Origin of the sequence: Caballeronia sp. TF1N1, assembly GCF_022878925.1 — a bacterium.
Classification (GTDB): domain Bacteria; phylum Pseudomonadota; class Gammaproteobacteria; order Burkholderiales; family Burkholderiaceae; genus Caballeronia.
The window spans coordinates 2487073-2507782 of sequence record NZ_CP084626.1 but is presented as its reverse complement, the minus strand read 5'-3'; the positions used below and the strand labels follow the sequence as shown (position 1 = coordinate 2507782).

At 62.0% G+C, this 20710-nt stretch carries 19 protein-coding genes and 1 tRNA gene; 10 read left to right on the top strand and 10 right to left on the bottom strand.

Going from position 1 to position 20710, the window contains the following annotated elements; translation table 11 throughout:
* Positions 1–22: 22 nt before the first annotated feature.
* The 6 genes from LDZ28_RS11670 (at position 23) to lpxC (ending at position 6323) form a co-directional block, all read left to right on the top strand.
* Positions 23–964: a D-alanine--D-alanine ligase gene (locus LDZ28_RS11670; RefSeq protein WP_244828120.1), complete on the top strand. Its 942-nt coding sequence runs from the start codon at positions 23–25 to the stop codon at positions 962–964.
* Positions 965–994: 30 nt separating this feature from the next.
* Positions 995–1747: a cell division protein FtsQ/DivIB gene (locus LDZ28_RS11665; protein ID WP_244826300.1), complete on the top strand. Its 753-nt coding sequence runs from the start codon at positions 995–997 to the stop codon at positions 1745–1747.
* Positions 1748–1773: 26 nt separating this feature from the next.
* Positions 1774–3006 (top strand): cell division protein FtsA, encoded by a 1233-nt coding sequence (gene ftsA / locus LDZ28_RS11660; RefSeq protein WP_244826299.1) that lies wholly within the window; start codon positions 1774–1776, stop codon positions 3004–3006.
* A 144-nt stretch (positions 3007–3150) separates the two neighbouring features.
* A complete protein-coding gene (ftsZ, locus tag LDZ28_RS11655) occupies positions 3151–4353 on the top strand; it encodes a cell division protein FtsZ (protein WP_244826298.1) in 1203 nt (400 codons plus the stop codon).
* A gap of 282 nt (positions 4354–4635) precedes the next feature.
* Positions 4636–5139, top strand: a complete 504-nt coding sequence (locus LDZ28_RS11650) for a peroxiredoxin (protein ID WP_244826297.1) — start codon at positions 4636–4638, stop codon at positions 5137–5139.
* Positions 5140–5405: 266 nt separating this feature from the next.
* A complete protein-coding gene (lpxC, locus tag LDZ28_RS11645; RefSeq protein WP_244826296.1) occupies positions 5406–6323 on the top strand; it encodes a UDP-3-O-acyl-N-acetylglucosamine deacetylase in 918 nt (305 codons plus the stop codon).
* 50 nt (positions 6324–6373) lie between these two features.
* On the opposite strand, the gene LDZ28_RS11640 is transcribed toward lpxC, so the two are convergent.
* Positions 6374–6868, bottom strand: a complete 495-nt coding sequence (locus LDZ28_RS11640; protein WP_244826295.1) for a DUF721 domain-containing protein — start codon at positions 6866–6868, stop codon at positions 6374–6376.
* A 288-nt stretch (positions 6869–7156) separates the two neighbouring features.
* On the opposite strand from LDZ28_RS11640, the gene secA reads away from it, so the two are divergent.
* From secA to LDZ28_RS11615, 4 genes are all read left to right on the top strand, one after another.
* The gene (gene secA, locus LDZ28_RS11635) at positions 7157–9970 is read left to right on the top strand and encodes a preprotein translocase subunit SecA (RefSeq protein WP_244826294.1); all 2814 of its coding nucleotides are present in this window, start codon (positions 7157–7159) and stop codon (positions 9968–9970) included.
* 171 nt (positions 9971–10141) lie between these two features.
* Complete coding sequence (gene argJ / locus LDZ28_RS11625; protein WP_305038163.1) at positions 10142–11383, top strand: bifunctional glutamate N-acetyltransferase/amino-acid acetyltransferase ArgJ; 1242 nt, start codon at positions 10142–10144, stop codon at positions 11381–11383.
* A 26-nt stretch (positions 11384–11409) separates the two neighbouring features.
* Entirely contained in the window at positions 11410–12273 is an 864-nt protein-coding gene (locus tag LDZ28_RS11620) for an ATP-binding protein (RefSeq protein ID WP_244826292.1), read from the top strand.
* Positions 12274–12278: 5 nt separating this feature from the next.
* The gene (locus LDZ28_RS11615; RefSeq protein ID WP_244826291.1) at positions 12279–12722 is read left to right on the top strand and encodes an NUDIX domain-containing protein; all 444 of its coding nucleotides are present in this window, start codon (positions 12279–12281) and stop codon (positions 12720–12722) included.
* On the opposite strand, the gene LDZ28_RS11610 is transcribed toward LDZ28_RS11615, so the two are convergent.
* The 9 genes from LDZ28_RS11610 to LDZ28_RS11570 all read right to left on the bottom strand — a co-directional run bounded on the left by LDZ28_RS11610 (position 12719) and on the right by LDZ28_RS11570 (position 20479).
* On the bottom strand, positions 12719–12910 hold the full coding sequence (locus LDZ28_RS11610) for a DNA gyrase inhibitor YacG (RefSeq protein WP_244826290.1): 192 nt from the start codon (positions 12908–12910) through the stop codon (positions 12719–12721). The genes LDZ28_RS11615 and LDZ28_RS11610 overlap by 4 nt on opposite strands.
* Positions 12911–12977: 67 nt before the next feature.
* Positions 12978–13733, bottom strand: coding sequence for a cell division protein ZapD (zapD, locus tag LDZ28_RS11605; protein ID WP_244826289.1), 756 nt, complete (start codon positions 13731–13733; stop codon positions 12978–12980).
* A gap of 147 nt (positions 13734–13880) precedes the next feature.
* On the bottom strand, positions 13881–14486 hold the full coding sequence (coaE, locus tag LDZ28_RS11600) for a dephospho-CoA kinase (protein ID WP_244826288.1): 606 nt from the start codon (positions 14484–14486) through the stop codon (positions 13881–13883).
* A 16-nt stretch (positions 14487–14502) separates the two neighbouring features.
* Positions 14503–15414 (bottom strand): A24 family peptidase, encoded by a 912-nt coding sequence (locus LDZ28_RS11595; RefSeq protein WP_244826287.1) that lies wholly within the window; start codon positions 15412–15414, stop codon positions 14503–14505.
* Positions 15415–15445: 31 nt separating this feature from the next.
* The gene (locus LDZ28_RS11590; protein ID WP_244826286.1) at positions 15446–16654 is read right to left on the bottom strand and encodes a type II secretion system F family protein; all 1209 of its coding nucleotides are present in this window, start codon (positions 16652–16654) and stop codon (positions 15446–15448) included.
* On the bottom strand, positions 16651–17844 hold the full coding sequence (locus tag LDZ28_RS11585; protein ID WP_244826285.1) for a GspE/PulE family protein: 1194 nt from the start codon (positions 17842–17844) through the stop codon (positions 16651–16653). Before LDZ28_RS11585 ends, LDZ28_RS11590 begins: the two co-directional genes overlap by 4 nt.
* Positions 17845–17918: 74 nt before the next feature.
* On the bottom strand, positions 17919–19208 hold the full coding sequence (locus tag LDZ28_RS11580; protein ID WP_244826284.1) for an HlyC/CorC family transporter: 1290 nt from the start codon (positions 19206–19208) through the stop codon (positions 17919–17921).
* 161 nt (positions 19209–19369) lie between these two features.
* A tRNA-Pro gene (locus LDZ28_RS11575) sits at positions 19370–19446 on the bottom strand.
* 40 nt (positions 19447–19486) lie between these two features.
* Positions 19487–20479 (bottom strand): polyprenyl synthetase family protein, encoded by a 993-nt coding sequence (locus LDZ28_RS11570; protein ID WP_244826283.1) that lies wholly within the window; start codon positions 20477–20479, stop codon positions 19487–19489.
* Between the last annotated feature and the right edge of the window lie 231 nt (positions 20480–20710).

The window sequence follows — 20710 nt, the reverse complement described above, 5'->3', positions numbered from 1 at the left end:
GAAAGACGCAACCAAAAGCAACGTGAATCAACTCGATCCCAAGGTCTTCGGCAAGGTCGCCGTGCTGCTTGGCGGTAACTCGGCCGAGCGCGAAGTCTCGCTCAACTCGGGACGGCTCGTGCTCGAAGGTTTGCGCGAAGCGGGCATCGACGCGCATCCGTTCGATCCGGCGGAGCGTCCGCTCTCGGACTTGAAGGCGGAAGGTTTCGAGCGCGTGTTTATCGCGCTGCATGGCGGCTATGGAGAGAACGGCCAGTTGCAGGGCGCGCTGGACTTTTACGGCATCCGTTATACGGGCAGCGGCGTGCTCGGTTCGGCGCTCGGCATGGACAAGCTGCGCACCAAGCTCGTGTGGCAGCAGACCGGCATTCCCACGCCGCCGTTCGAGACCGTGTATCGCGGTGAAGACTACGACGCGCGCACGCACGAGATCATTGCGAAGCTCGGCTTGCCGCTTTTCGTGAAGCCGGCGACGGAAGGCTCGAGCGTCGCTGTCATCAAGGTGAAGAGCGCGGAAACGCTCGCGCCCGCGCTCGAAGAAGCCGCGAAGTACGACAAGATCGTGATCGTGGAGAAGAGCATCGAAGGCGGCGGCGAGTTCACGTGCTGTATCGCCGGCAATCTGGATTTACCGGTCATCAAGATCGTGCCGGCGGGCGAGTTTTACGACTATCACGCGAAGTACGTCGCCGACGACACCCAGTACCTGATTCCCTGCGGCCTGACCGAAGCGGAGGAAGCGCGCATGAAGCAACTGACGCAGCGCGCCTTCGACATGCTCGGCTGCACGGACTGGGGCCGCGCCGACTTCATGCTTGACCTCGACGGCAATCCGTACTTTCTCGAAGTCAACACGGCGCCGGGCATGACGGACCACTCGTTGCCGCCGAAAGCGGCGCGCGCGGTCGGCATCAGCTACAAGGATCTGGTTGTGAAGGTGTTGTCGTTGACGCTCGAAGACTAAACATTCGCACAGGACACAAGCAAACGAACCATGTGGAACAACGTTCGCCAAATGAACCTCGCCGCCAGCGCGCTGCACTTGATGCTCGTGCTTATGCTGCTGGCCGCCGCGGGCATCTGGGCGATACAGCGTCCCGAGTTTCGTCTGCGGGGTATCCAGATCGACGGCGACACGGCGCACATCAACACGCCGACGGTGCGCGCGAGCGTGGTGGGGCATCTGAAGGGCAATTTCTTCACGGTCGATCTCGATACGGCCCGCGCCGCGTTCGAGCAGATGCCGTGGGTGCGTCATGCAAGCGTGCGGCGCGTCTGGCCGAATGCGCTCGCAGTGACACTCGAGGAATACAAGCCGCTCGGCACCTGGGGCAACGACCAGTTGGTGAGCGTGGACGGTGAACTCTTCACGGCGAACCAGGGCGAACTCGACGACGACCTGCCCGCGTTCGACGGTCCCGAGGGCACGGCGAAGGAAGTGGTCGCCCGGTATCACGATTTTCAGAAGTGGTTCGCGCCGCTCGACGCGCAGCCGGAGGAAGTGACGCTGTCGCCGCGATTCGCATGGACGGTCAAGCTCTCGAACGGAACGCAGCTCGAACTGGGCCGCGAGCGCAATGAAGACACATTGCTCGAACGCAGTCGGCGCTTCGTTGCGTCGTGGCCGTCGGTGACGGGGCGTTGGGGCAACGACATCGAATACGCGGATTTGCGTTACCCGAATGGCTTCGCGATACGAGCAGCTGGAATGCGTTTCATCAATGACACCGACAAGGCCAAGAAGTAAGCAGACAAAACGGGCATGAGCACGCTATGAGCAAAGACTACAAAGACCTGCTGGTTTCCCTCGACATTGGAACGTCGAAGGTGGTCGCGATCGTCGCCGAACTGAAAGGCGAGGGCCACTACGAGGTGATCGGACTCGGTCAGAGCGACTCGAAGGGGTTGAAGAAGGGCGTCGTGGTCAACATCGAGGCCACGGTGCAATCCATTCAGCGCGCGCTCGAGGAAGCCGAGCTGATGGCGGATTGCAAGATCACGAATGTCTTCACGGGCATTGCGGGAAGCCATATCCGCAGCTTCAATTCGAGCGGCATGGTGGCGATCAAGGACAAGGAAGTCACGCAGACGGACGTCGCCCGCGTGATCGAAACGGCCAAGGCCATCAACATCCCGACCGATCAGCAGGTGCTGCATATCCTCACGCAGGAATTCATCATCGACGGTCAGGAAGACGTGCGCGAGCCTATCGGCATGAGCGGTATCCGGCTCGAAGTAAAGGTGCATATCGTGACGGGCGCGGTGAGCGCGGCGCAGAACATCGTGAAGTGCGTGCGCCGCTGCGGGCTCGAAGTGAACGACCTCATTCTTCAGCCGCTCGCCTCGTCGCTGGCGGTGTTGACGGAAGACGAGAAGGAACTGGGCGTAGTGCTCGTCGATATCGGCGGCGGCACGACGGACATCGCCATCTTCAGCGAAGGCGCGATCCGTCACACGGCCGTGATTCCCATCGCCGGCGATCAAATCACGAGCGACGTCGCGATGGCGCTGCGCACGCCGACGCCGGACGCGGAAGACATCAAGGTGAGCTACGGCATCGCGAAGCAGGCGCTCGCCGATCCCGACGAGATGATCGAAGTGCCGGGTCTCGGCGAACGCGGTCCGCGCACGCTGTCGCGTCAGGCGCTCGCAGCAGTGGTCGAGCCGCGTGTCGAGGAACTGTTCTCACTGGTGCAGCAGGTCGTGCGCGAATCCGGCTACGAAGAATTGCTGTCGAGCGGCGTCGTCCTGACCGGCGGCGCGGCGATGATGCCCGGCATGGTCGAACTCGGCGAAGACATTTTCCTGAAGCCAGTGCGTATCGGCGTGCCGGAATACGCGGGCGGCCTTGCAGATGTCGTGCGCAATCCGCGCTATTCGACGGCCATGGGCCTGCTCGCCGAAGGACGCTCGCAACGCATGCGCGGCCGCAAGGTCGCGGTACAGAACGGATCGATGGGCCAGGTATTCACGCGCATGAAAGACTGGTTTCTCGGAAACTTCTGAATCGAATAAGAAACATAAGTAGCACGAAAGAAAAAGCAGCAGACGCTGAATATAATTCGTGCCAGTACCGGCGGCTGGCGCGCGGTGAGGGGTTGCCCGATCTCTCGCCGAATAACGCCGATCTTCATTCTTGACGGAGGCAACATGGATTTCGAAATGCTGGAAACGGAAACCAACGGAACGATCATCAAGGTGGTCGGTGTCGGAGGTGCGGGTGGCAACGCCGTGCAGCACATGATCAACAGAGGTGTACAAGGCGTCGACTTCATCGTGATGAATACCGACGCGCAGGCACTGGCTCGCTCACGCGCGCCGGCGGTTCTGCAATTGGGCATGACCGGTCTCGGTGCGGGCGCCAAGCCGGACAAGGGTAAGGAAGCGGCGGAAGACGCGCGCGAGCGTATCGCCGATGCATTGCGTGGCGCGCACATGGTGTTCATCACCGCGGGCATGGGTGGCGGCACGGGGACGGGCGCGGCGCCAGTGGTCGCGCAGATCGCGAAGGAAATGGGCATTCTGACCGTCGGCGTCGTGAGCAAGCCGTTCGAGTTCGAAGGCGGCCGCCGCATGCGCGTGGCGGAAGCCGGCTCGCAGCAGTTGGAAGATCACGTCGACTCGCTCATCGTCGTGTTGAACGACAAGCTGTTCGACGTGATGGGCGACGACGCCGAAATGGACAAGTGCTTCCAGTGCGCGGATGACGTGCTGAACAACGCTGTCGCGGGCATCGCGGAAATCATCAACGTCGATGGTCTCGTGAACGTCGACTTCGAAGACGTGAAGACCGTGATGGGCGAGCAAGGCAAAGCGATGATGGGCACGGCGACAGTCGCCGGCGTCGATCGCGCGCGTCTCGCGGCGGAACAGGCCGTGGCGAGCCCGTTGCTCGAAGGCGTGGACTTGTCGGGTGCGCGCGGCGTGCTCGTGAATATCACGTCGAGCCGTTCGCTGCGTTTGTCGGAAACGCGTGAAGTGATGAATACCATCAAGAGCTACGCGGCCGACGACGCAACTGTGATCTTCGGCGCGGTGTACGACGACGCAATGGGCGACGCCCTACGCGTGACGGTGGTGGCAACGGGCCTGGGCCGCGCGGCGAAGAAGCAGCAGCAAGCGCCAATGACCCTCCTGCGCACGGGCACCGACAATCAGCCGGTCGCGCATGCGCACGCAACGCACAACACGTATTCGCCGCAGCATGGTCAGCCGACGGATTACGGTCAGCTGGACACGCCGGCAGTGTGGCGTTCGACGCGGGAAACGGCGGCTTCGCATGTGCAGGCATTGCAGGAAAAGGGCGTCGACACTTACGACATCCCGGCGTTCCTGCGCAAGCAAGCGGACTAAGACGGGCCTCATCGCCGAAATATGGCGACGAGCGAAGCCGTAGCACCCGTTATCACGCGCGCTGAATCGAGAAGCGCGACAATGCAGGCTTCACGTGGGGCGACTGTCCAAGGCCGCGTTCGAGGACGTATCGAATCGGACGCCAGGCCGTGGCCAGGCGCTCTCCACGAATTTGCCACTGTGCAGATGAAGCCGGTGTCGTCGAACTTCGCGATAAAGCGTCAAGCGCGGGACGATGCACTTCGCCGGAATGTGCGGGCACTGACGAGGGAAGGACCGAGCATGATCAAAGTGGGTGAAACGTTGCCGGATGTGCGTCTCTTCGAGTTCATCGAGGAGCCGAGCGAAGGCTGCGCCGTGGGACCGAACGGGTTCTCGGCGCGCGAGCGGACCGCTGGCAAGCGCGTGGTGATCTTCGGATTGCCGGGCGCGTTCACGCCGACGTGTTCCGCCAGACACGTGCCCGGCTACGTCGAGGCGGCGGAGGAGTTTTCCGCTGAGGGTATCGACGAAGTCTGGTGCGTTTCCGTCAACGACGCGTTCGTCATGAACGCGTGGGGACGCGATCTTCAAACCGCGGGCAAGGTGAAGATGATCGCGGACGGCAGTGCGCGTTTTGCCCAGGCACTCGGACTGGATCAGGATTTGACCGAGCGCGGCATGGGAATTCGTTCCCAGCGCTACGCGATGGTGATCGACAATGGCGTGGTCAAGACGCTTAATGTCGAAGCGCCCGGCAAGTTCGAAGTCAGCGACGCTCAAAGCATCCTGGCGACGTTGCGCTGAGTGAAGCGGCGTCGCGTTGTCTCTGTACAACGCCGCAGACGCACTCTCAAACAGCCGCAACTTGGGGCCGATGACCGGAAATGCCTCCATTCCGGCCATCGGCCCGTTCTACTTCATTAAATCTGTCATCGGCAGGTAACACCGGGAAACACTTGAAACCTCCCGGAGCGCGACGACGTGCACTGGATGGAGTATACTTCGGCCTATTAGCTTATATAGTGCGATTAATTCTCTTTATTGGGAATTCATATCGGAAGAAGAAAATCATGTTGAAGCAGCGAACAATCAAGACTGTAGTCAAGACCGTGGGGATCGGGCTCCATTCCGGCCGGAAGGTCGAACTGACGCTCAAGCCCGCACCGGCTGGCACGGGCATCGTGTTCTCGCGTATCGACTTGCCGCAGCCGGTCGACATTCCCGCGTCCGCGATGTCCGTCGGCGACACGCGCCTGGCGTCCGTGCTGCAGAAGGACGGCGCGCGCGTTTCCACCGTCGAGCACTTGATGTCGGCATGCGCGGGACTCGGTATCGACAATCTGTATGTCGATGTAACCGCCGAGGAAATCCCGATCATGGACGGCAGCGCGGCTTCGTTCGTGTTTCTGATTCAATCGGCGGGTATCGAAGAGCAGAACGCGCCGAAGAAATTCATCAAGGTGACGAAGCCCGTCGAAGTGCGCGACGGCGATAAATTCGCGCGTCTCGACCCGTATTTCGGCTTCAAACTGAGCTTTACCATCGACTTCCGTCACCCGGCCGTCGACAAGACCGGTCAGGCGTTGGAAGTGGATTTCGCGACTACGTCATATGTGCGTGAAATCGCGCGTGCTCGTACGTTCGGCTTTGCGCACGAAGTTGAAATGATGCGCGAACTCGGTCTCGCACGCGGCGGCAGCATGGACAACGCGATCGTGCTCGACGAGTACCGCATCCTGAATAACGACGGCCTGCGCTACGACGACGAATTCGTGAAGCACAAGATGCTGGACGCCATTGGCGACCTGTATGTCGTGGGGCATCCCCTGCTCGCGTCCTATAAGGCGTACAAGGGCGGCCACGCCATGAACAACATGCTTTTGCGCGAATTGCTCGCAAACGAAGACGCTTACGAAATGGTCACCTTCGAGGACATTCAGAAGGCGCCGCGCGGTTTCAGTTTCGACACGCAGACGGCATTTGCCTGAGTCACTTCAGGCAGCGAGTTTCAAGCGAATGAGCGGTGCGAAAGCATCGCTCATTTTTTTTCGCCTTTGCCTCGATGACGCGCGGCCATTTTCGCGAGCGCTTCCTGTAGCGGCGAAGGCGCGAGCGTCTCGGCAAGCTCGTGCAGCGCCGATGCACCCGCCGCCGACATCCGCGCTTGCTTGGGCGGCACCGCGTCCTGCATCGATTGCGGACGCACGCGCACTCTCAGCGAGTTGACCGCCCAGCCGCGTTGCTGCAGATCGGCGAGCAAAGTGGGCTCGATATGGCGCAGCCGCGCCGCGAGCGCGTTATGCGCGGCGAAAAGCGCTAGCACGCCTTCCTTGATGAAACCGGGCTCGACATTGGCCGCGAGATAATCCGGCAGAAGCGTGCTCAGATCGCGCTGCAGTGCCGCCACTTGCTCGACGCCTGCCCGCAAAGCGCGAAAGGCATCGGTGCGATCGAGGACATCGGCCAGCGCCTGTGGCTTGCGCGGATCGAACCGCTCCGGTCCAGATCTTGAATTTGTAGAAAAACGGCTCATTTTTGGCTTGAGAACGCCCGACGCAATGGTTCGATTGTAACGCGCGCCCGCGCGCTTCCCCGACGCGCAAGCCTTATTCGGCAACCGCGCCGGAACAAACTTTCAAACGGTTGACTGTCGCGTTCCCCCGACGCGCGCGAGCCCACGCGGACGTAAGGTCTGCCAAACTCGCGTGCTAAAATTCCCGATTCGATTTCACCCAATGGACTTAAGTCGCCGGGGTTCTCCGAACTCGGACGCAGCAAGCAACATGCGCCCATCCGAAGCCGCGACGCAGACACTGATCCGATGACCACCGGTTTCCTTCAGAAGATTTTTGGCAGCCGCAATCAGCGGCTGGTCAAGCAGTACCAAAAGACCGTTGTGGCGATCAACGCCCTCGAGCCGACCGTCGAGAAATACACGGACGATCAGCTACGCGCGAAGACGGACGAGTTCCGCCAGCGCGTCGCGAGCGGCGAATCGCTCGACGTGCTTCTGCCCGAGGCGTTCGCGGTCTGTCGCGAAGCGAGTCGGCGCGTCCTGAAAATGCGCCACTTCGACGTCCAGTTGATCGGCGGCATGGTGCTGCATTACGGCAAGATCGCGGAAATGCGCACGGGCGAAGGCAAGACGCTCGTCGCCACACTCGCCGCGTATCTGAACGCGCTGTCGGGCCGCGGCGTGCACGTCGTGACGGTGAACGACTACCTCGCGCAACGCGACGCCGAATGGATGGCGCGTCTTTACAACTTCCTGGGTCTTTCGTGCGGCGTGAATCTGTCGCAAATGGAACACGGCCAGAAGCAGGAAGCCTACGCGGCGGACATCACTTACGGCACGAACAACGAATTCGGCTTCGACTATCTGCGCGACAACATGGTCTACGAGACCAACGCGCGCGTGCAGCGGCCGCTCAACTTCGCCATCGTCGATGAAGTGGATTCGATCCTCATCGACGAAGCGCGTACGCCGCTCATCATTTCCGGTCAGGCCGAAGATCACACCGACCTCTACGTGCGCATGAATGCGCTCCCGCCGCTGCTCGAACAGCAGATCGGCGAGGAGAAGGCGGACGGCACGGGCGTCGAAAAGCCGGGCGACTACACGCTCGACGAGAAAGCGCGTCAGGTGTTCCTCACCGAATCGGGCCATGAAAAGGCGGAGCGTCTGCTTGCCGAATGGGGTTTGATCGGCGAGGGCGAAAGTCTCTACGCGCCGCAGAACATCACCTTGATGCACCACGTGTACGCCGCTTTGCGCGCGCACACGCTGTTCTTCCGCGATCAGCACTACGTCGTGCAGGGCAGTGAAGTCGTTATCGTCGACGAATTCACGGGCCGCATGATGACGGGCCGCCGCTGGTCGGACGGTCTGCATCAGGCAGTGGAAGCCAAGGAGCACGTGCAGATTCAGAGCGAAAACCAGACGCTCGCTTCCATCACGCTGCAAAACTATTTCCGCATGTATTCCAAGCTGTCCGGCATGACCGGCACGGCTGACACGGAAGCCTACGAGTTCCAGGAAATCTACGGTCTGGAAACGGTCGTGATCCCGACCAACCGGGCGCCGAAGCGTGTCGACAAGCAGGATCAAATCTACAAGACATCGAAGGAACGTTACGACGCCGTCATCCGCGACATTCGCGAGTGCGTCGAACGCGGTCAGCCAACGCTCGTCGGCACGACGTCCATCGAAGCGTCGGAATTGCTCTCCGGCCTGCTCACTCAGGCAGGCATTCGCCACGAAGTGCTGAACGCGAAGCAGCACGCGCGTGAAGCGGCCATCGTCGCGGAAGCGGGGCGTCCGAGCGCCGTGACCATTGCGACCAACATGGCCGGTCGCGGCACGGACATCGTGCTTGGCGGCAATGTCGAGAAGCAGGCTTCGTTCATCGAGGCGGATCTTTCGATTGCCGAAGGCGAAAAGGCCCGGCTGATTCAGAAGCTGCACGACGAATGGCAGATGCTGCACGACACCGTGAAGGAAGCGGGCGGCCTGCATATCATCGGGACCGAGCGGCATGAATCGCGCCGTATCGACAACCAGTTGCGCGGCCGCGCGGGCCGTCAGGGCGACCCGGGTTCGTCGCGCTTCTATCTTTCGCTGGATGATCCGCTTTTGCGCATTTTCGCGGGCGACCGCGTGCGCGCGATCATGGACCGCCTGAAGATGCCGGAAGGCGAGCCGATCGAAGCGGGCATGGTCACGCGGTCGATCGAAGGGGCGCAGCGCAAGGTGGAAGCGCGCAACTTCGACATCCGGAAGCAACTGCTCGAATACGACGACGTCTCAAACGATCAGCGCAAGGTGATCTATCAGCAGCGCAACGAGTTGCTGGAAGCGACGGACGTGCAGGAAACCATCGCGGCCATGCGTCAGAGCGTGATCGGCGACCTCGTGCGCAACTTCGTGCCGGCGGGCAGTATCGAGGAACAGTGGGACGCGCCCGAGCTCGAAGAAGTGCTGCGCAATGACTGGTCGCTCGATCTCGCCGTGCAGGAGATGATCAACGAGTCGAACTCCATCGACGCCGAGGAAATCAACGAAGCCGTGCTCGCCGCCGCCGACGAAGCGTACGAGGCGAAGGTCGCCATGGTCGGCCGCGATTCATTCAGCGCGTTCGAACGCTCGATCATGCTGCAGACGCTCGACAGCCGCTGGCGCGAACATCTGGCCGCGCTCGATCACCTGCGTCAGGGCATCCATCTGCGCGGCTATGCGCAGAAGAACCCGAAGCAGGAATACAAGCGCGAGGCATTCGAACTCTTCGCGGCCATGCTCGACGAGGTCAAGCAGGAAGTCACGCGCGTCGTGATGAACGTGCAGATCCAGTCGCCGGAGCAGCTCGAAGAAGCCGCCGAACAGTACGAAGAGCGCGGCAGCCATCTGGAGAACGTGTCGTTCACGCACGCGGACTTCAACGCGCCGGCGGCAGCGCCGGCGCCGGCCGCGGTGGCGGCAACCGCCGCCGCGCAGATGGTCAATCAGGCTATGTCCGCAGGCGACGACGTCAGCGTCGTCACACGTTCAGCCGACGATCTGCCGAAGGTCGGCCGCAACGACCCGTGCCCGTGCGGCAGCGGGAAGAAGTACAAAAACTGTCACGGCAAGCTGGCTTAATAGGCTGCTCAGACGAAACGGACCAAGCGACGCAGCAATGCGTCGTTTGTCCATCTGGCGCTTTCGCGCGCGTTTCACGGCGTCGCTCCGCTCCCGGCGCGCGTCAGTCCTTCATTCTGTGCCGGCCTGGTCTTCTTACCGGCACGCGTCACCTACAGCTGAGTCGCGAACATGGCCGTCAATTTCCCCTCGATCGATCCCGCAGCGCTTCATCCCGTCGCCGGCGTCACGCTAGGCTGGGCCGAGGCGAACATTCGCAAGCCCAATCGCAAGGACGTGCTGGTCATTCGCGTCGATGAAGGCGCTACCGTGGCGGGTGTGTTCACGCAAAATCGTTTTTGCGCCGCGCCGGTAATCGTCTGCCGCGAGCATCTCGAAGCCGTTCGCGCGGGCGGCAAGGGCATTCGCGCGCTCGTCATCAACACGGGCAACGCGAATGCGGGCACCGGCGAGCCGGGCCTCGTGATCGCTCGCGAGACTTGCGCGGAGCTTGGGCGCCTCGCGAACCTCGACGCGCAGCAGATCCTGCCGTTCTCCACGGGCGTGATTCTCGAGCCGCTACCGCTCGATCGTCTGAAAGCGGGCTTGCCTGCCGCGCTGGCCAATCAGCAGGCCGCGCACTGGTTCGAAGCCGCGCAGTCCATCATGACCACGGACACGCTGCCGAAAGCCACGTCGCGTCAGGTGCGGATCGACGGCCACACGGTGACCTTTTCGGGCATCAGCAAGGGCGCGGGCATGATCAAGCCGAACATGGCCACCATGCTCGGTTTCCTCGCCTTCGATGCCAACGTCGCGCAACCCGTGCTCGACGAACTGGTTAAGCACGTTGCGGATCGCTCGTTCAACTGCATCACCATCGACGGCGATACCTCGACCAACGATTCATTCATCCTGATCGCGTCGGGCAAATCGAGCCTGCCGGCAATCACTTCGACGGATTCACCCGCTTACGCCGCTTTGCGCGATGCGGTCACTGCCGTCGCGCAGGAACTGGCGCAGCTCATCGTGCGCGATGGCGAAGGCGCGACCAAGTTCATGACGATCACCGTCGAAGGCGGCAAGGACGTCGCGGAATGCCGCCAGATTGCTTATGCAATCGGCCATTCACCGCTCGTGAAGACCGCGTTCTATGCGTCGGACCCTAATCTCGGGCGTATTCTCGCGGCAATCGGCTATGCGGGCGTGGCGGACCTCGACGTCGGCAAGGTCGATCTTTACCTCGACGACGTGCTCGTCGCGAAAGCGGGCGGGCGTAACCCCGAGTATCGCGAGGAAGACGGCCAGCGCGTGATGAAAAAGAGCGAGATCGCGATTCGCGTGCTGCTCGGCCGTGGCGACGCACAAGCCACCGTTTGGACGTGTGACCTTTCGCACGATTACGTGAGCATCAACGCCGACTATCGCTCCTGATCCGGCGCGCCCAAGAAAAAGACACCATGGACAAGCTCGAACAATTCCTCACGCGCGCCGAAGCGGTGCTGGCGCGCATCGAAGGCATGTTGCCGCCCGCGGCGCCGGAAATCGACTGGGAATCCGCAGTGGCGTTTCGCTGGCGCAAGCGCCAGGGGCGCGGCTATCTGCAGCCGGTGACGGCTGTTTCGCAGATTGCGCTGGATGATCTCCAGAACATCGACCGTCAGAAAGGCCTGATCGAACAGAATACGCGCCAGTTCGTGCAGAAGCTGCCCGCCAACAATGTGTTGCTGACGGGCGCGCGCGGCACGGGTAAATCGTCGCTCATCAAGGCTTGCCTGAACGCGTATTCGAAAGACGGCCTGCGTCTGATCGAAGTCGACAAAGACGATTTGCACGACCTTGGCGATATCGTCGATCTCATTTCAACGCGGCCGGAACGCTTCATCGTGTTCTGCGACGATCTTTCCTTCGAGGAAGGCGAGTCTGGCTACAAGGCGCTCAAAGTCGCGCTCGACGGCTCGGTTGCCGCGCAGTCTGACAACGTGCTCATTTACGCGACGTCGAATCGCCGGCACTTGATGCCCGAGTACATGAGCGAAAACGAGACGTACAAGCACACGTCCGATGGCGAGATTCATCCGGGCGAAGTCGTCGAAGAGAAGATTTCGCTGTCGGAGCGTTTCGGGCTGTGGGTGAGCTTCTATCCATTCAAGCAGGACGATTATCTGGCGATCGTCGGCCATTGGCTGAAGCATTTCGGCGTCGATGAAGCCGAGATTGCCGGCGCTCGTGGCGATGCGCTCGTCTGGGCGCTCGAGCGCGGTTCGCGTTCGGGCCGTGTTGCATGGCAGTTCGCGCGCGACTGGTCGGGACGCAAGCAATGACGGACATGACCGACGCCAGGCACGAGAACGAGGCGACCATCGATCTTGCGCCCGATGGGCGCAAGGTGACGAAAGTGGCCGTCGGCGTCATGGTTCAGCCGGACGGGCGCTATCTGCTTGCGCAGCGTCCGCCGGGCAAGCCATACGAAGGTTACTGGGAATTTCCGGGCGGCAAGCTGGAACGAGGAGAGAGCGTCGAGGCTGCGCTTGGCCGTGAGTTGCATGAAGAGCTGGGAATCGACGTGGTCGCCTGTGAACTTTGGCGCACGCTCGAACACGATTATCCGCATGCCTACGTGCGGCTGTTTTTCTGCAAAGTGACGGAGTGGAAGGGCGAGCCGCTCGGGCGCGAAGGGCAGGCTATCTCTTGGCAGACTCTGCCGGTGGACGTGGCGCCGCTGCTACCCGCAGCGATTCCCATTCTGGAATGGCTCGCCGAAGAAGCCTAGTTCAGGCTGCCGCGCGTGTCGTCGTCAGGCGGCGTTTCCTGAGCGTTGCCTCCGATCTTGTACTTTTCGGTGGCCCAGGCGCCCAGATCGATCTGCTTGCAACGCTCAGAGCAGAACGGACGAAAACGGTTTTCCGGTACCCAGCGAACTTCCTTGGCGCAGGTCGGGCATTTGACGACAGTGGTCATGACGATGAGACGTAACGAATGGAGCGGGCTTCGATCTATCCTCGATACGAAACCGAAATGCTCGGGTTCAAAGGCTGCAAAGCGTCAGATGAAAGGGCACGTCGACATCGACGGCGCGCGGCTTGAGATCGCCGTCCTGCACGGTGAAACGCACCCACAGCATGTATTTGTTTGCGCTTGCTTCGGGAATCACGCGAACTTCTTGCGACACCCGCACCTGCATTAGTTGATACGTTCTGCCGGACAACATCTGTTGATAGCTGCCCTGCATGGCCATGACTTTAGACGCCTGGCCGGATTCGCGCGCAAGCCGCAATACGATGGCGGCGGCGTCGCGCAAAGCGAGCATGGGCATGACCCATTTGGCGATGTCCTGCCGGCGCTCTTCCACCGGCAACTGCTGCCACGCGTAATACGAGGGCAAATCGAATTTGCACGTACCGCCGGGAATGATCGTACGACTACGAATACTCGCGAGCCACTCGTTGTCCGCAAGATGCTGGCCGGTCTTGCCGTGCATGTCCGCAAGGCCCGCGAGCGTCTGTTCGATCTCGCCCAGCACCGCTTCCAGCGCTTCTTGTTCGATCCCGGGATTGCCGCGAAAGGGCGCAAGCGTCTGACGCTGACGCTCCAGTTCCTTCATGAGATCGGCTTTGAGGTCCGTACGGCCCGCTACTTCGGCGATCTCGAAGAGCGTGATCAACGCGACATGATGCTCCCGCGGATCTTCCTGAGTCAGAAAGAACGTGAAGCGCTCGAACAGGTCTTCGAGACGCAACAGCGTCCGGATTCGCTCGTTGAAGGGATACTCGTAAAGGATCAAGCGCTCGCCTCGGCGTAGGTCGGTTGCTTCCCCGGCAGGGAAGTCAGGACATTCTAATGCTGCATCCCTACCCTAGCAAATCGCGCCACATTTAGGTCGATTTCGAAGCATTTCGATAATTTCGCCCATGCCGGCCGCAACGAACGCTCATTCGGACGCCAGCGCGAGATAGCAGGCGTGCAAGGTATCGACATGACGGGCGAGCGTGTCCAGCGTGGATGTTTCATCGTTTATGACGATATCGTCCGCTGCTTCGAGGCGTGCTTCGCGCATTGCCTGCTTCGCAATGATTGCGAGCACTTGTTCGCGCGCAAAGCCATTACGCCGCATGACGCGCGCGATCTGCGTTTCCACCGGGCAATCGACCACCAGCACGCGTGACACTCGCGTCTTCCAGTTGCCCGATTCCACCAGAAGCGGTACGACGACGATGTGGTACGCGCCCGTTGCAGCCTGCCGCTGACGCTCGGTCTCCGCGCGAATCAGCGGATGCACGATGCCTTCGAGCCGGGCCTTCGCGGTATCGTCGGAGAAGACGAGCGTGCGCATTTTCGTGCGGTCGAGCGAGCCGTCGGTTGCAACGAACTCTCGGCCAAACTCATTCGCGATAAGCGGCATTGCGACGCCGCCCGGCGCTGTCACCTGATGCGCGATGAGATCGGTATCGACTAGCGGCACGCCGCGCGCCGCGAAAAGATCAGCGACCGTGCTTTTGCCGCTGCCGATGCCGCCCGTCAGACCGATGCTGAACATCCGTGGCTCCTTGTCGTCATCCGAACAAAGCATAAAGCGGCGTACCGAAAAAAAGCGTGATCGCGCCGCCCGCCGCGAGGAACGGCCCGAATGGCAGCGGTTCTTCGAAGCGCATGCGCCCGCGCCACGTCGCCACGATGCCGAAGGCCGCGCCCGCGACCGCCGAGATCAGCACGACCTGCGCAAGCGCTTCCCAGCCGAGCCACGCGCCGATAGCCGCGAGTAGCTTGAAGTCACCATAGCCCATGCCTTCGACGCCGCGCGCGAGTTTGAAGAGCCAATAGACGCACCACAGGAAAAGGTAGCCCGCGATGGCACCGGTCACGGCATCGTGCAGCGTCGCAAACCCGCCCGCGCCGAAATTGACGATTAGCCCGGCCCAAAGCAGAGGCAGCGTCAGCACATCGGGTAAATAGCGCGTGTCGTAATCGATGAGACTGGCCGCCAAGAGCGTCGCGCACAGCCCGAACGCGGCGAACGCGGGCCAGTCCGGTCCGAACGCGTAGAGCGAAAGCGCGGCGAACGTGCCCGTCGTCAGTTCGGTCAGCGGGTAACGCGGGCTCACGCGCGCGCCGCATGACGCGCATCTTCCACGCAGAGCGAGATAGCTGACGACGGGAATGTTTTCCCACGCGCGCAGGACGTGACCGCAATGAGGGCACGCACTGCGCGGCACGGCGAGGTTGAAGCGTTCTGGGTAGGAATCGCCTTCGGGCTGCGGAGCATTTGGAAGCGCTGCATCGACTTCGGCGCGCCAGGCGCGTTCGAGCATGACCGGCAAGCGGTGCACGACGACGGTGAGAAAGCTGCCGATCACGAGGCCGAACACGATGGCGAAGCCGTACTGAACGGCGTACGGAAGCGCGGCAAAAGCCGCGAAATAGCGGCTGGCGTAGTGAACGGCGGATGGATCGAACAAAGGCTGCATGTTAGTGAAACGATGGCTTTGGCCCGCGATGCTACACCACGTTGCCGAGCTGAATGATGGGAAGATACATCGCGATGACGAGACCGCCCACGAGCGCGCCCAGCACGGCGATCACCACGGGTTCGCACAGACTCGCAAAGGTGCCGATGCGATCGTCCACCTGCCGGTCGGCAAGGCTCGCGAGATCGAGCAGCATGGCGTCGAGCGAGCCGGATTCCTCGGCGACGGCGATCGGCTGCACGACGTCATCGGGGAAGCACCGCAGCGCGCGCATGGCGGCCGCGAGACGCTCGCCGCGCCGCAGACGCACGGCGATCTCCACGGTGGCGTCGTCGAACACGCGATTGCCGGTGGCCTGCGTGAGCGAATCGAATGCGTCGGAGAGTGGCGTGCCGGCCGCGAGCAGCGTGCCGAGCGCGCGGCTCCAGCGCGCCACCGCAAGCGAGCGCAGCAACGTGCCCGCGAGCGGCAAGCGCAGCGCGGCGAGATCCGCGCGCCGTCGCGCCTGCGGTGACCGCTTCAGCCGATGTACGCCGATCAGCGCCACGCACGCGCAAACCACCACGAACGGCACGCCATGACGCGCGACGCCGTCCGATAACGCGAGCACGAAGCGCGTCGGCGCGGGCAGGGCGGCGCCGAAGCCGTCGAAGATCGTCTTGAAGGTCGGCACGACGCCGATCAAAAGCCCCGCCGTGATCGCGAGCGACAGCAGTAGCACCATCACTGGATAGGTCAGCGCGGCCCGCAGCTTCGCGCGTTGCGACGCGCTGCGCTCGCGGTCATCGGCGATACGTCCGAGTACGGCAGGCAGCGCGCCCGCCACTTCGCCGACCGCGACGAGCTGACAATACAGCGCATCGAACGAAGCGGGATGACGCGCAAGCGCCGCCGAAAACGGCACGCCGCGTGTGATGTCGCGGGCGAGCGTGCGCATGAGACGCGCCAATCCGCCGCGCGAACCGGCGTTGGATAGCATGTCGAGCGCATTTGCGAGCGGCAGTCCCGCGCGCAGCAAACCGGCGAGCTGACGCGTAAAGACCGTGATCTCGATCCCTTTCGTGCGCGGCGCCGGGGCCCGGCCGAGTGCCTCCAGCCCAATGACGATCACGCCGCTGGACCGAAGCGACGCGCGCGCCGACGCGGCATCGGCGGCGATGGTCTTGCCGCTGCGGCGCCGGCCGTCGGCATCGACGCCGCGCCACGCGAAGCGCGTGTCCGTGGATTCGTCGCGCATCATGCGATTTCCGTGGCCTCGGTGGCTTCCGCGACGCTCGTCACGCCCTCGCGAACGCGTGCGAAAGCGGCATCGCGCAAGGCGGGCATGCCGTGCAGTTGCGCTGTGCGGGCAATGGCGTGCGTCGCCGCGCGTCCGACGATGAGTTCGCGGATGTCATCGGAAACCGGCATCACTTGATGCACGCCGACGCGCCCGCGATATCCGATGCCATGACACGCCGGACACCCACGCGGTTCGAACGGCCGGATGCCGTCATCTAGCGTAAGTGGCGCGGGCGCGCGACACGCCTCGCACAGCTTGCGCACGAGCCTTTGCGCGGTGACGAGCCGCAGCGCGGATGCGAGGTTATACGGCGCGACGCCGATATCGATCAGCCGTGCGATAGCCGCGGGCGCGTCGTTGGTGTGCAGCGTCGAGAGCACGAGATGGCCGGTCTGCGCGGCTTTCACGGCGACGTCGGCGGTTTCGGCATCGCGGATTTCCCCGACCATCACGATGTCCGGGTCTTGCCGCATGAACGCGCGCAAGGCGACGGCGAAGTTGAGCCCCGCCTTGTCGCGCACGTTCACCTGATTGATACCCGCGAGTTGAATCTCCACCGGGTCCTCGACCGAGCAGATGTTGCGCGCCTCGGCGTTGAGCATCTGCAGGAAACAATAGAGCGAGAGCGTTTTGCCGCTGCCGGTCGGACCCGTCACGAGCACGAGACCATGCGGCGCGCGAATGGCGGACTCGACCGTGCGGCTTTGCTGCGCATCGAGCCCGAGGGCATCGAGCGAAAGATCGGGCGGCAGCGCGTCGAGCCTGCGCAATACCAACTTTTCGCCGAACACGGTCGGCAGCGAACTCACGCGATAGTCGCCAATCTGCCCGCCCGCCAGCGCGAGGCGCAGCCGCCCGTCCTGTGGTACGCGCCGCTCGGCGATATCCATCCGCGCCAGCACCTTGATTCGCGTGATGACGGCATCGCGCAGATGCGTTGGCGGATGCCGCAACACATGGAGCACGCCATCGACACGCAAACGAACGCGCCAGCCATGCTCGCCCGGCTCGATGTGGACATCGGACGCGCCGCGCGACGCCGCTTCGCGCAACGTATCGGCGACGAGCGTGACCGCGGGCGCGTCTTGATCGGAAGGGGAATCGGGTGCCGGATCGGCGGTTGAAGCAAGGCGAAAGGGAGAATTCATGCGCGTGAGCCGGTCGATGTCGGAAGGCTCCGATCATCTCGCGGCGCACGGCGCGTGCGTAGTCGTCCGAATGGCTAACGCTGCGGGCGTTTGACCGGCGCGACGGGGCGGAAAATCTTGACCGTGCGGATGGCTTGATCGTCGCTGCGCATGACTTCGAAATACACGCCCGCGATTCGCACCGACACGTCGCCGTCCGGAATGTCCTCCAGCGTTTCGAGGATCAGACCGTTGAGCGTCTTGGGGCCATCGGTCGGCAGGGTCAGCTTGAGCCAGCGGTTGAGTTCGCGCAGCGGCATGCTGCCCGCCACGATGCACTCGCCTTTGTCGTCCCAGCCGCCGCGCGACCCCGCGCCGCGCGGAATCGTCGTCGTGAATTCACCGATCAGTTCTTCGATGATGTCTTCCGGCGTCACGAGCCCCTGCAATTCACCGTATTCGTTGACGACGATCGCGATTCGCTGGCCGCTTTCCTGAAAGTACTGAAGCTGCTGGAACACGGGCGTTCCGGTCGGCACGAAGTAAGGCTCGGCGAGCAGCGCGCGCAGCGTCTCGCGTTCGAGTTCCTGGTTATGCAGCGCGGACAAGGTCTTGCGCACGTGGAGCACGCCTAGCACGCGGTCGATATCGCCCTGAAACACCACCAGCTTATTGTGATAGCAGGTTTCGAGCTGATGCAGAATTTGGTCGAAGGGCGCATCGAAGTCGAGCGCTTCAATGCGTCGGCGCGGGATCATCACGTCATCGACGGAAATGTTCTCCAGATCGAACAGATTCAGCAGGATGCTGCGGTGCTTGGTCGGCATGAAACTGCCCGATTCCAGCACGATGGTGCGCAATTCCTCCGGCGAAATGCGCTGATCGCGGCCGCCTTTCGTGTTGATGTGCAACGCGCTCAGAATGGCGTTGGCGAAAAGATTCACGAACCACACGAGCGGCCGCGCGATGCGCATGAGCGGCGAAAGGATCAGACTCGCGGGCAACGCGACTTTTTCGGGATATGTTGCGCCGACTATTTTCGGCGCGATTTCCGCGAACACGATGATGAGAAACGCGACCATGCCCGTCGTGATCGACAGGACCATGTTGTTGTGGCCGAAAGTCTTGAGCGCAATCGACGTGGTGAGAACCGGGATGATCGTATTGATCAGGTTGTTGCCGATGAGAATGACCGAAAGCAGTTGATCGGTCTTGGCGAGTAGTCCTTGCGTGGTGCGCGCGCGCAGCGATCCTTGGCTAGCAAGGAACTTCAACCGATGGCGATTGAGCGCCATCATCGACGTTTCGGAAATCGAGAAAAAACCGGAAAGAATGAGCAGCAGAAAGATGGCGCAAATTTGCGCCCATAAAGGAAGGTTGTCCACGCGTTGATCGAGTAGGGGCGGTGATGGGGACGACTATAACAGACGGTTTTATTGACTTGCCTGCTGCGTGCACGCGCTTGGCGGACCCATGGCAGACGCGTAAATCAGCCGCGCAAAACAAAAAACCCGCATGGCGGACCATGCGGGTTTTTCAGCAATTCTGGTCGGGGTGAGAGGATTCGAACCTCCGGCCTCTACGTCCCGAACGTAGCGCTCTACCAGGCTAAGCTACACCCCGAATTTGTTTTACCTGGACTTTAGAGGCGGTTTAGTCTCTTTCAAGACTGCCTCGATGTCGAGTAAGAACATAATTCTATCAGGCTTTCTTTGTAAATGGAATCTGGAAACGAAGAAATCGCGCTTGCCGCGGCGTGCGCTTCCTTGCGCGCGCACTCCAGCGTGTGATCGAGCGCGCCGGAAGTCGTAATGGCGTGGAAGATCGTATCGAATCGATCCGTGCCGCCTTGCTCGATCGCCTCGCGCGCGAGTGTCGCTTGCTCCGGCGTGCCGTGCTCCATCAAATAGATGAGCGGCAGCGTGGGCTTGCCTTCGCGCAGGTCGTCGCCGGCATTCTTGCCCATGGATTCAGGCGTACCGGTGTAATCGAGCCAGTCGTCCATGATCTGAAACGCGGTGCCGATGCGCCGGCCGAATTCCGCCGCCGCTGCTTCCGTGCGCGCGTCAGAGCCTGAAAGTACCGCGCCGAGCTGGGCCGCCGCTTCGAAAAGCTTCGCCGTCTTGTAGCGGATCACCTGCATGTAACGCGCTTCGTCCACGTCCGGATCGTGCATGTTCAGAAGCTGCAGCACTTCGCCTTCGGAGATGACGTTGGTCGCGACGGATAAAATCTCCATCACGCGCATCTTGCCAACGGTCACCATCATTTCGAACGAGCGCGAATACAGGAAGTCGCCGACCAGCACGCTCGCGGCATTGCCGAAGAGCGCATTGGCCGTCTTGCGGCCGCGACGCAGGTCGGATTCGTCGACCACGTCGTCGTGCAGAAGCGTCGCCGTATGAATGAACTCGACCACGGCGGCCAGTTCATGCCGGTGCCCCGTCGTGTCCCCGAGCGCGCCCGCGACGAGCAGCAAGAGCGCCGGCCGCAAGCGCTTGCCGCCCGCGCCGATGATGTACTCGGAGATCTGGTTGATGAGCATCACTTCTGATGCCAGGCGCTGCCGGATGACGCGATTGACCTGCTGCATGTCCTCGGCGATCGGGGCAAGCAGTGCGGCGGCGTTGGGAGGGGAAGTGGCGGTGGACGACATGATCGGCTAATAAGGTGATGCGGCGGATTATAAGGCGAATCCGACTGACCACGCGTGTCGGGCGCGAGCATCGGAGGCGTTTGCCCGCGAAATCGGCGTCAAATCGGACTGTTTTCGCCGAGGATCGCGCCGTCATGCACAACGCACGGGATTGTCAATGCGTTTTGACGAAGCCTCTAACCCTATGTATAATCTCGTGTTTTCCTCGCGCGGTGCGTGGAAAAATGAATT

Coding starts and splice junctions, on each gene's coding strand:
- LDZ28_RS11665 (WP_244826300.1), top strand. CDS start 995: ATGTGGAACAACGTTCGCCAAATGAACCTCGCCGCCAGCGCGCTGCAC.
- ftsA (WP_244826299.1), top strand. CDS start 1,774: ATGAGCAAAGACTACAAAGACCTGCTGGTTTCCCTCGACATTGGAACG.
- ftsZ (WP_244826298.1), top strand. CDS start 3,151: ATGGATTTCGAAATGCTGGAAACGGAAACCAACGGAACGATCATCAAG.
- LDZ28_RS11650 (WP_244826297.1), top strand. CDS start 4,636: ATGATCAAAGTGGGTGAAACGTTGCCGGATGTGCGTCTCTTCGAGTTC.
- lpxC (WP_244826296.1), top strand. CDS start 5,406: ATGTTGAAGCAGCGAACAATCAAGACTGTAGTCAAGACCGTGGGGATC.
- LDZ28_RS11640 (WP_244826295.1), bottom strand. CDS start 6,868: ATGAGCCGTTTTTCTACAAATTCAAGATCTGGACCGGAGCGGTTCGAT.
- secA (WP_244826294.1), top strand. CDS start 7,157: ATGACCACCGGTTTCCTTCAGAAGATTTTTGGCAGCCGCAATCAGCGG.
- argJ (WP_305038163.1), top strand. CDS start 10,142: ATGGCCGTCAATTTCCCCTCGATCGATCCCGCAGCGCTTCATCCCGTC.
- LDZ28_RS11620 (WP_244826292.1), top strand. CDS start 11,410: ATGGACAAGCTCGAACAATTCCTCACGCGCGCCGAAGCGGTGCTGGCG.
- LDZ28_RS11615 (WP_244826291.1), top strand. CDS start 12,279: ATGACCGACGCCAGGCACGAGAACGAGGCGACCATCGATCTTGCGCCC.
- LDZ28_RS11610 (WP_244826290.1), bottom strand. CDS start 12,910: ATGACCACTGTCGTCAAATGCCCGACCTGCGCCAAGGAAGTTCGCTGG.
- coaE (WP_244826288.1), bottom strand. CDS start 14,486: ATGTTCAGCATCGGTCTGACGGGCGGCATCGGCAGCGGCAAAAGCACG.
- LDZ28_RS11595 (WP_244826287.1), bottom strand. CDS start 15,414: ATGCAGCCTTTGTTCGATCCATCCGCCGTTCACTACGCCAGCCGCTAT.
- LDZ28_RS11590 (WP_244826286.1), bottom strand. CDS start 16,654: ATGATGCGCGACGAATCCACGGACACGCGCTTCGCGTGGCGCGGCGTC.
- LDZ28_RS11585 (WP_244826285.1), bottom strand. CDS start 17,844: ATGAATTCTCCCTTTCGCCTTGCTTCAACCGCCGATCCGGCACCCGAT.
- LDZ28_RS11570 (WP_244826283.1), bottom strand. CDS start 20,479: ATGTCGTCCACCGCCACTTCCCCTCCCAACGCCGCCGCACTGCTTGCC.